The 10,428-nt window shown below is 68.2% G+C and carries 4 protein-coding genes; all 4 read right to left on the bottom strand.

Annotated elements, in window-relative coordinates; genetic code table 11:
• Positions 1-701: thiamine pyrophosphate-dependent enzyme (locus ACWD3D_RS00275; RefSeq protein WP_451458685.1), on the bottom strand; the 701-nt coding region annotated here is incomplete at its 3' end.
• Between the two features lie 96 nt (positions 702-797).
• Positions 798-1,973, bottom strand: coding sequence for an FAD-dependent monooxygenase (locus tag ACWD3D_RS00270; protein ID WP_451458684.1), 1,176 nt, complete (start codon positions 1,971-1,973; stop codon positions 798-800).
• Positions 1,970-9,211, bottom strand: a complete 7,242-nt coding sequence (locus tag ACWD3D_RS00265; protein ID WP_451458683.1) for an amino acid adenylation domain-containing protein — start codon at positions 9,209-9,211, stop codon at positions 1,970-1,972. The genes ACWD3D_RS00270 and ACWD3D_RS00265 overlap by 4 nt, the downstream gene beginning before the upstream one ends.
• A 54-nt stretch (positions 9,212-9,265) precedes the next feature.
• Complete coding sequence (locus tag ACWD3D_RS00260) at positions 9,266-10,366, bottom strand: SIS domain-containing protein (RefSeq protein WP_451458682.1); 1,101 nt, start codon at positions 10,364-10,366, stop codon at positions 9,266-9,268.
• Between the last annotated feature and the right edge of the window lie 62 nt (positions 10,367-10,428).

The following is a 10,428-nucleotide window of genomic DNA, read 5'->3' as shown; positions in this document are numbered from 1 at the left end:
GCCTGTTCGGTCACAAACCGGCAGGCGAGGACGTCGTTTCCGTCGACCCGTACGCCCGGCATGCCGTAACCGATTGCCTTGTGTGCGAGGGAGGAGGCTCGTGTCTGCTCGGAGAGGGGCACGGAGATCGCCCACTGGTTGTTCTGGATGTAGAACACACACGGTGCCGCCTTCACGGCGGCGAAGTTCAGCGCCTCGTGCACGTCTCCCTCACTCGTCGCGCCGTCCCCGATGAAGGCGACGGTCAGGGAGTCCTCGCCGAGCCTGGGCGCCGCCATGGCTGCACCGACGGCGTGCAGGGCGTGCGTACCGATGGGGATGGACATCGCCGCGCAGGCGTGCTCGGGAAAGCCCCAGCCGCCGTGCCAGGTACCGCGCCACACCGCACCGACCGCGGAGGCGGGAATCCCTCGCATCAAGAACAAGCCGAGCTCGCGGTACTGCGGGAAGAGCCAGTCGTCGTTGCGCAGGGCGGCGGCGCAACCGACCTGGGCCGCTTCCTGCCCCCTGCACGAGGGGTACAGGGCCAGCTGCCCCTGCCGCTGGAGATTGACGAACTCCGTGTCCACGGCGCGGGTGACGACCATCCATTCGTACAGTTCGGTCAGTTCCTCAGGTGACAGCGTGACGTCGAACTGCGGATGGTCAACCGGCATGCCCTCGGGGGTGATGAGAGCGACCGGCTGCGGATCGAAATCCATGAGGTGCTCCTGTGGAAAGTACGGAAACGGGTGCTGCCGCGGGTGGGCGCGCGTGTGCCCACCCGCGAGCCGGCCATCAGCGGTCCTGGGATGTGGTCAACCCAGAGGGGGCCAGGTGAGGACCGCTTCGTTTTGCCCGGTGAGCTTGGACAGCGGTACGAACCGCGTGTAGAGGTCACGGGCGAGGGCGGGGAAAAGGCCCTCCAACTGCTCGGTCTCGCTCAACGCACGTGCAGCGGCGACCAGTCCCTCCGTCCGCGGCCTGCGCTCGTCCTCGTAGCCGCGCAGCGCCGCGACCGGATCCGCTGTCGCGCGCAGGTGCTGGGCAAGGACCACGGCGTCCTCTATGGCCAGCGCCGCCCCCTGTCCCAGACTCACGAGCATCGGGTGGGCGGCGTCGCCGAGCAGGGTCGTGCGCCCGGCGCCCCACCGCTGGAGGAACGGGCGGTCCTGGGCAGTGATGCGGACGATCGATTCCTCGGGGGTGGTGCGGATCGCCTCCCGCACCTCGTCGGCCCACCCCGCGAAGAGGCCCTCAAGCCCTGCCTTGCCGCGCCGCAGGTGTCCGGAGGCACCCGGGGGCACGTTCTTGGTCGCCCACCAGTAGGCGCGGCCACGGCCGATGTCGGCTAGGCCGAAGCGCTGTCCACGCCCCCAGTAGTGCGCTGCGTAGCCCTTGCTCATCCGCGGATGGGTGAAGGGCACCGTGGCCAGCCAGCAGGCGTAATTGCCGGGCCGCGGTTCGTCGGTGCCCGCCACCTGCCTGCGAATCGCCGAGTTGAAGCCGTCCGCTCCGATCAGGACATCGCCCGAAACGGTCCTGCCGTCCGCGAAGGTGACCTCGACCCCGTCCTCACCGCTGACGAATTCCTCTGCCGTGGCCCCGAATTCGATGGAGCTCTCGTCGCCGAGCGCGTCCAGCAGTGTCTGTTGGAGGTCAGCCCGGTGTACGGCGTAGTTCGAGGCCCCCAACCGGTCCGAGAGCTCACGGAACGGCATGCTCCTGATCGGACGGCCGCGCCGGGTGAGGAACTTGAGTTCGTCGAAGACCTCGGCACGCTTGTCGAGTCCCGGGGCGATGTCGATGTCGAGGGTGCGCAGCGCCAGGACCGCGTTGCACATCAACGACACCGCCGTGGTGCCCGGCCGCAGTTCGGGAGCCCGCTCGAAGACCTGTACCTCGATGCCTACGCGGCGCAGTGTCGCGGCGGCTGCGAGGCCGCCGATGCCGGCTCCGATGACAAGCGCCTTGCGCGGGGGGTGCTGCGTCATTTCCCACTCCTCTTCGACGTCCGCGTGCGGCCCGGTTGGCCGACCGCCATCACGTGAACCAGGTTCTCGGCGACGACGGTCACGTGCGGTTCCTCCAGGAGCACCAGGTGGTCACCGGGGACGTCGACCACCTGGAGCCGTCCCGTGGTCAGCTCGCCCCAGCCGTTGGTGGGGTCCGTATGCAGGCTCTGCGCGGCCCCGTGCATCGGCTGGAGGATCTCCGGCAGTTCCGAGGTCGCACGGAGCAGCACCACGTCTCCCTCAGCCGGTTCGGGCCGGTAGGTGAGGATCGCCTGCCAGTGCGCCCTGAACATCTCGAACAGGCGGCGCACGGTGGTGCGTGAGCTGCTCGCCGGCAGGACGCCCTCCTGGGTGGCTCGTTCGACGATGAAGTCGAACTTCGCTTCCTCCTCCAGGCCGTCCGGCAGCGAGACCACCGGTGCGGTGCCGCCGCGCCCCATCCACAACAGCTCCCAGAAGAACCATTCCAGCAGCGAGTGGTCGGCAACGTCGGGCCGCTCCCCCTGCTTGACGGCGATCGGGTCGATAAGCACGGTGCCGTGCAAGGCGTCCGGGTCGCTGCGTCGCAGCTGTTGTGCCATCTCGAAAGCGATGAAGCCGCCGAAGGACCATCCTCCGATCACGTAGGGCCCTTCGGGGCACACGCGCCGCATGGCCGCCAGGTAGACCGCCGCCATCTCGGGGATCGAGCTGAGGGGCTCGGTGCCCGCCACGGTCCCCGACGCCTGAAGCGCGTAGACTGGCTGGTCCTGCGGCAGGTGACGGGCAAGGTGTACGTAGCACAGCACATGGCCGCCCAGCGGGTGGACGAGGAACAGCGGCGGCTTGTCGCCCTCGGTGCGGATCGGCACGACCGGGTCGAACCGGGCCTCGGAGCCGTTGCCCCGCAGGTGCTGTGCCAGACCGGCGACGGTGGGGGCGGCGACGAACGCGGAGAGAGGGACGTTGACGCCGTAGCGCTTCTCGATCGTCATCACCAGCCGCATCGCGCTCAGTGACGTGCCTCCGACGTCGAAGAAGTTGTCCCGGACGCCCACCGTGGGCAGTTCCAGGAGTTCCGCCAGGATGCCCACCAGTGCCTTCTCGTGCTCGTCGACGGGCGGGGTTGCGTCCGACGACGGAACGGCCAGTGGCATGCGGCGCAGCAGTGCGTCGTCCCGCTTGCCGCTCGGCGTCAGGGGCAGGCTCGCCAGCCACTCCAGGTGCGCGGGCATCATGAAGTCCGGCAGCACCGCGCGCAGTCGGCTGCGCACCTCGTCCAGGTCCACGGCGTCGGCGTCGCCGACGAGGAAAGCCGCGAGGAACGCGTCTCCGCTCTCCCGGCGCCGGGACACCACCGCCACCTCGCGGATACCGGACGCGGCCTGCTCCTCGGCGAGCTTGGAGAAGGCGAGTTCCACCTCGGCCAGCTCGACCCGGAAGCCGCGCACCTTGACCTGGGAGTCGGCGCGGCCGAGCCAGACGAGGTTGCCGTCGGGCATGACCCGGGCCAGGTCGCCCGTACGGTACAGACGGGCGCCCGGATCACCGGACGGGTCCGGCACGAACCGCTGCTCGGTCAGGTCGGGGCGGTTGCGGTAGCCGTGGGCCAGGCATACCCCTCCGACGTAGATTTCGCCCTTCGCGCCCGGCGGCACCGGCCGCATCAGGCCGTCGAGCAGGTGCAGCTCGATCCCGTCCACGGGCACGCCGACGGGCGGCAGGTCGGGGAAGAGGGCCGGGTCGCCGGTCATCGTGTGATGGGTCAGCAGGTGGGTCTCGGTGGGTCCGTACTGGTTCTCCAGGACCGTGCCCGGCCGCGCCGCGCAGAACTGACGTATCTCGTCGGTGATCCTCAGCTGCTCTCCGGAGGAGATGATTACCCGCAGGGCAGCGGGGCGGATGCCCAGCGCCTGGGAGGTCTCCGCGAGCTGCTGGAGCGCGACGTAGGGCATGAAGACCCGCTCCACCTCCTCGCGGTCCAGAAGCCGCAGCAGGGCCGGCATGTCCTTCCGCTCGTCCTCGGCGACCAGCTGCAGGGTGCCGCCGCCGCACAGCGTGGAGTAGATCTCCTGGAACGCCACGTCGAAGCTGAGCGGTGCGAACTGGAGGGTTCTGCCTCCGGCCGCTCCGCTGGCAGAGGGGATCTGCCACTCCTGGTAGTTGGCGAGCACGCGGTGCGGGAGCTCGACTCCCTTGGGTTCGCCGCTGGAGCCGGAGGTGAAAAGCAGGTAGGCGACGGTCTCGCCGGTGATGTCCGGCAGGTCCGGCCCGCCCCCGGGCGCCGGCTCTGCGGCGAGCAGGTCGGCGACGTACAACAGCCGGGAGGAGTCCTCGAAGAGGTGCGCGTGCGCCTCGTGCGTGAGGATCCGCACCGGATCGGCCTGCGCGACCATCGCCGCGAGCCTGGCCGGCGGATAGGTCACGTCGAGCGGGACGCAGGTGGCGCCTGCCTTCCCGACGCCCAGGACGGTCGCCAGTGTTTCGGGAGAGCGGTCCATGGCGATGCCGACGGTCGATCCGGGCCGTGCTCCGGCGCCGATCAGGCCTTGGGCGATTCGGCGCGCCGCCTCGTCGAGCCGGGCGTACGTCCACTGCCGTGTTCCGCATGAGACCGCGATCGCGTCCGGAGTGGCTGCGACGTGCTCGTCGATACGCCGTACGACGTCCTTGGGAGGCCTGCCGGGGGTGCGGTGCCCGGCGTCGGTCCGCAGTACCGCCTCGGTCGGTGAGACGCGCAGGAAGCCGAAATCGGCCGGCTCCTCGGGGTGTTCGGTCATCTGCCGGAGAATTGCCAGGTACGTCTGGCCCATGCTCTCCACCTGCGATGCGGAGAGAGTGCGCCCGTCACAGTCCATCCGCAGCCAGAGGCGTTCGTCCACCGGGTCGGTGACCGCGTTGACCAGGATCTTGAAGTTCGTCTCCTCCCACGTCCTGAAGTCGGTCAGTTCCATGTCGGTGCCGTCGAAGAGCGAGCTGAGGACGTGCGGGTTGACGTAGTTGAAGGCCGTCTCGAAGACTACGTCGCCAGCGCGGTCCTCCTGGATCGCGCTGAGCGGGTAGTGACGGTGGGGGTGGCTGTCCTGCTCCTGCTGGTACACCTCGCGCGCCGAGTCGATCCAGCTGCGCGGCCGGTTGTCGAGGCGCAGCGGCAGCGTCTCCAGGAAGAGCCCGGTGATCCTCTCGGCGTCGGCCGTCTCCGGCCGGCCGCCGGTGACGAGACCGGTGGTGATGTCCTGTGTGTCGGAGAACAGCCGCAGGGTCAGGCAGTGGGCGGCAAGCAGCAGGGACTTGACGGGCAGGCCGTGGGTGCGCGCAAGGTGGCCCAGCCCTGTACCGAGGCCGTCCGGCAGTTCCACCTGGTGGTGGATGACGCCCTCGCCGCCTGCCGACTCGTGGGGCCTCAGCCCGTCGATCTGGGCCAGTTCGACGCCGGTGAGCAGCCGTTGCCAGTACCGCTTGCTCTCCTCGGAGGCGAGGGCCCGCCGTTCCTCGCGCACGTGGAGGGCGGGAGACGGCAGCTGTCGGGACGAGACGGCTTCGACAGGACGGCCGGTGTGGTGGAGGTAGTCCTGCAGCAGTTCGCGAACGAGGGTGGCCACGCTCCAGCCGTCCAGTATCGCGTGGTGGAAGCTGAACACCAGCTCCACGGTGTCGTCGTTCAGGACGTGGACGCGGAAGAGGTAGAGCGGCGGCCTGTCCAGCCGGTATGCGTGGTACCTCCGCTCCTCGATGTGCCTGGCGATCTCCGCCTGCGCCTCCTGGTCACCGAGGTTCCGCAGATCTGCGATCTCCAGCCCGCCGACGGCCTCCCGGTGGACGAGTTGAAGGGGCTCGGAGAATCCGCCGAGGTCGAACGCGGAGCGCATCACGGGGTGGCGTCGCACCAGGTCGTCGAAGGCACGGCGCAGCGCCTTCTCGTTCCAGACCGTCTTGAGGGAGTAGCGGAAGACGTCGTGGTACACGGCCGTCCTCTCGTGCTCCCTGCTGTGGTAGAGCAGGCCGAGGTGCAGCCGGGTCGCCGGGTAGGCGTCCACCAGACCTGCCAGTCGGGCGCGGTCGACTCCGGACACCAGCGCGAACGGCTTCAGCGGTGTGTCCCGCACGTCCGTTGACGCAGTGGTCGCGCGGGCGGCGAGCGCCGCCACGGTGGGGTTGCGGACCATGTCGGCCAGGGTGAAGTGGATGCCCGCCCTGCGCGCCTCGGCCTGGATGCGAAGCATCAGGATCGAGTCGCCGCCCAGGGAGTAGTAGTCCTGGTCGACTCCGACCTCCTCGATTCCCAGCACCGCCCCCCAAGCCGCCGCGATCTTCGCCTCGATCTCGTTGGCGGGTGCCGCTGCTCCGCCGTCCGCTTCGACGGCGGGGGCGGGCAGCCTGCCGCGGTCGGCCTTCCCGTTCGCCGTGAGGGGTATCGAGTCGATCCGGACGAAGAAGGCGGGCACCATGAACTCCGGCAGGGAGTCGAGCAGGTGGGGCCGTAGGTCGGTGAGTTCCGCTCCCTCTTCCGCCACGTAGTAGCCCACCAGATGAGTGCCTCGGGAGGGTGTGGTCCGGTCCACCACGATGGCGTCCCTGACGCCGGCCAAGGTCATCAGGTGATTGCGTACCTCGCCGAGTTCCACCCGGTTTCCGCGAATCTTGACCTGGTCGTCGAGCCTGCCCAGGTACTCGAGGGTGCCGTCCGCGAGCCACCGCGCGCGGTCCCCGGTGCGGTACATCCGCTCGCCTGCAGTGAACGGGTCGTCGACGAACGCCGCGGCGTCCAGATCGGGCCGGCCCAGGTAGCCGCGTGCCACGCCGACGCCCGAGATGCACAGCTCACCGGGAACTCCGGTGGGCTGGAGGTCGCCGTGAGCACCGACCACGTAGAGCCGGATGTTGTCGATGGGCCGTCCGATCGGCACGCGCCGCAGTTCGCCGGCCGGGTCCGCCGGACAGTCGTAGTACGTGACGTCGACCGTTCCCTCGGTCGGACCGTAGAGGTTGACCAGCTGTGGCGCCGAGGTGCCGACCGCCGCGAAGACCTGGTTGAACCGCTGCACGTGTGCGGGCGTCAGCGCCTCACCGCTGCAGAAGACCAAGCGCAGGGCGGTGATCCCGTCCAGCAGCGCCGGGGCCTCTTCGAGCAGATCGAGAAAGGGACCGAGCATCGAGGGAACGAAGTGGGCCACACTCACCCGGTGCGCCTGCATCGTCGTCAGGATGGCGCGGGGATCGCGTTCGCCCCGGGGCGGGAGGAGTGCGAGTCCGGCGCCGGTGATCGACCACCAGAACAGCTCCCACACCGAAACGTCGAAGGTCGCCGGTGTCTTCTGGAGCAGGACGTCGCCGGAGCCGACCGGATAGCCGCGCTGCATCCATTCCAGCCGGTTGACCACGGACCGATGCTCGACCTGCACACCCTTGGGCTGCCCCGTGGATCCCGAGGTGTAGATGACGTACGCGAGATCGTGCGAGCCTCCGGCAGGCACGTGCGGCGCGGGACCAGCGCTCGGGTCGGCTTCCAGGCGGCGCACGGGTACGGTGTCGCCCACCACTCGTGCGGACACGGTGGTGCCCAGCAGTACGGACTTGGCCCCGCTGTCGGTGAGCAGGAACCTGACCCGTTCCGCGGGATGGCTCGGGTCGACCGGTACGTATGCGGCGCCCGCCTTGAGCGCCGCCAGCACTGCGACGACGAGTTGCGGGCCGCGCTCGACGGCCACGGCCACCCGGTCACCCGTGGTCACGCCGTCGCCCTGCAACTGGCGTGCGACGTGGTTCGCCCAGGCGTCCAGCTGAGCAAAGGTGAGCGAATCGGCGGGATCCTCCGCCATGACGGCCACCGCGTTCGGCGTCCTGGCCGCCTGCCTCTCGAAGAGAGCATGGACCGTGGAGTCCCGCGTGTAGTCGGTCACCGGACCGCTGCCCACGGCGACCAGGGCGGCGCGCTCCACGGCGCCGACCATGGATATCTCCGACAGGGGACGGTCCGGCCGGTCGAGCGCGTCCTTGAGGATCGCCTTCAGGTGGGCGGCCACCGACTCGATGGGAAAGTCCGCGTCGAAGACGTCGAGGGCGTAGTCCATGTCGACCAGGACGTCCCGGACCTGGTCCAGCTCGTTCACGACGACCGCCAGGACGTCATCGTCATGGGCCCGGGCCTGTACGACGGTTTCGTACGTAGTGCCCTGTACGTCGGCCGGGCTCGGCCAGCGCAGGTAGGCGATGGTGGTGTCGAACAGCCGCTTGCGGCCGCTGTCCTGGAGCGGAACCGCGCGCAGCAGGTCGCCCAGGGAGAATCGCTCGTGGGGTTTGAGCGCCCTGGTGGCGGACTGCACTTCCGCGACCAGTTCGCTCATCGCGAGGTCCTGGCGCGGGTTCACCCTCAGGGGCAGCGTGTTGGCGAAATGCCCGACGGTCCGCCTCTGCCCGTCGGTGGGCCGGTTCAGCAGCGGTACGCCCAGAACGACCTCGTCGCTGCCGTGGATGCGGGAGAGATAGACGGAGAAGGCGCTCGCGACGAACGCGAACACGGAATGCCCGTCCTCACGTATGCGGTCGATGAGAGAGCGCTCGATCAGGAAGCTGTGGCGAGCGCTCCCGCGGGACCCTGCCGGTGCGGTGCGGCGGAAGAAGGCCGGCGCGAGGCCCTGCAACTGCTCATGGAAGAACTCGCGGTCCGCCTCGTGGTCGGCCGAGTCCCGGTAGCGGCGCTCGTCCTCGGCGAAGTCCAGATAGGACGGCACGGACCGGTCGTCGAAAGTCCCGGTCCGCCGCACCTGGTCGTACTCGGCGCGTACCTGGGACATGAACAGGTTCAGGCCCCAGGCATCCGCGACGATGTGATGCACCTTGACGTACGCGTGAGCGGTGCCCTCGCTCTCCTTGAGCACGGCGATCGTGAACAACCGGTGACGTTCGACCTCGAACGCGACGTCGAACGCATCCTTGATCCACGCCTCACAGGCCGCACGCGGTTCGGCACTCCCGGACAGGTCGATCGTCGGGATGTCGAACGTCTCGTGCTCGGCCCACTGGCTCGGAGTCCCGTCCTCGGGGTCGATCCGGAGCTGGAACGCGTCATTGCGGGCGACCGCACGGCGTAGGCACTCCTTGAGCAGATCGACGTCGACCTCGCCGGTGAACCGGTCATCGATGAAACAGTTGAACTGCGGTAGGTCGGGGAAGAGGGAATTTGCCGCCCAGATGTCCTGCTGGTAGGCCGTGAGAGTGCTACGCCCCCGCAAATTCACGATCGCTCCATTTTCCTCAGCTGTCGCTTTCGACCTTCGGGCTGTACGGACGCGTCAGCCGGCGTTCTCCGCGTCAATCGTGGTGCCGTGGTACCAGGGATTTCCTGCCGCCTCCGAAATAAGATTCCTCGACGCCGTCTCCCGAACCTTTCCGAGGTCCAAGGTCAGGTACTGGACGAATTCCAGAGCGGTGAAGTACTGCCGCATGAAGGTCGGCTGGTCGAGCTCGATCTCGGTCACCGTGACGTTCGCGTTCTGCGGGATCGGCGCGGTCAGCAACGCCACCAGGTTCTTGCTCTTGGCGCGGGTGTATTCATCCTCCTCCGGGTCGGAGAAGATGAGGATGCTGTGACGACGCACGGGATCCGAGAGCGTGGCCACCTCGCTGTGGCAGAACTCGTGGAAGTAGTTCCGCGTCGCGGGCACCATGGCGATTTCGTTGAGGTGCATCTTCGCGAGCTTCAACAGACTCTCGTGCCACTTGGGCGAGCCGAGCATGATGATGTTGGAGTCCTCGCTCCGGACGGCGGCATCGGCCGCCAACTCGCGCAGGGAAGGCGTGAAGTCGGTCTCCAGGGTCTGGGCCAGAGCACGGACTTCCGGACCATGGTCCTCGTCCAGGAGCCCGAGCTTGAGGAACATGTCGACCAGAATCGAGAAGTACTGGCCGACGTGGAACAGCGGGTACTCGCGGTCCGGCTTGCTGAGGGTCCAGCGTGCGATGGACACCCCGTGCTCCTCCCCCAGCTCGCCGAGCCGGCCGCCCGAGGTGAGCAGCAGCACCCGGTCATGCACCGGGCTCAAGGCGTGGAAGGCCCGGACGGGCTCGTTGGAGTGGCCGCTGTACGAACTCAGTATGATGAGCGTCCGGTCGTCCTCCATCACCGAGCGCGGTATCAGGTACTCGAAGTCGTAGTCGTTGAAGACATGCACTTCGAGGTCGCTCTTGATCGAGCTGAAGAAGACCTTGATCACGTCCGACACGATGGCCGAGCAGCCCATGCCGCTGAAGACGATGCGGGTGAAGTAACCGCTCCCCAGTTTTTTCACGAGCTCTTCCGAGATCCCGGAGATGTCGTACTCGTCCGACTTCGTGAACCCGGATCGGTACTCCTGCTCCAAGAATTCCTGATAGCGTTCAAGGCGCGGTTGCATGACCTTCTCCTTCTGTGCGGTTTCTCACTTCAGTGATTGATTCACGAACTTCAGTCAGCGGC

The sequence above is a fragment of the Streptomyces sp. NPDC002690 genome, from assembly GCF_053592415.1.
Note: the sequence above shows the minus strand (reverse complement) of the source record. Positions and strands in the feature narration are given on the sequence as shown.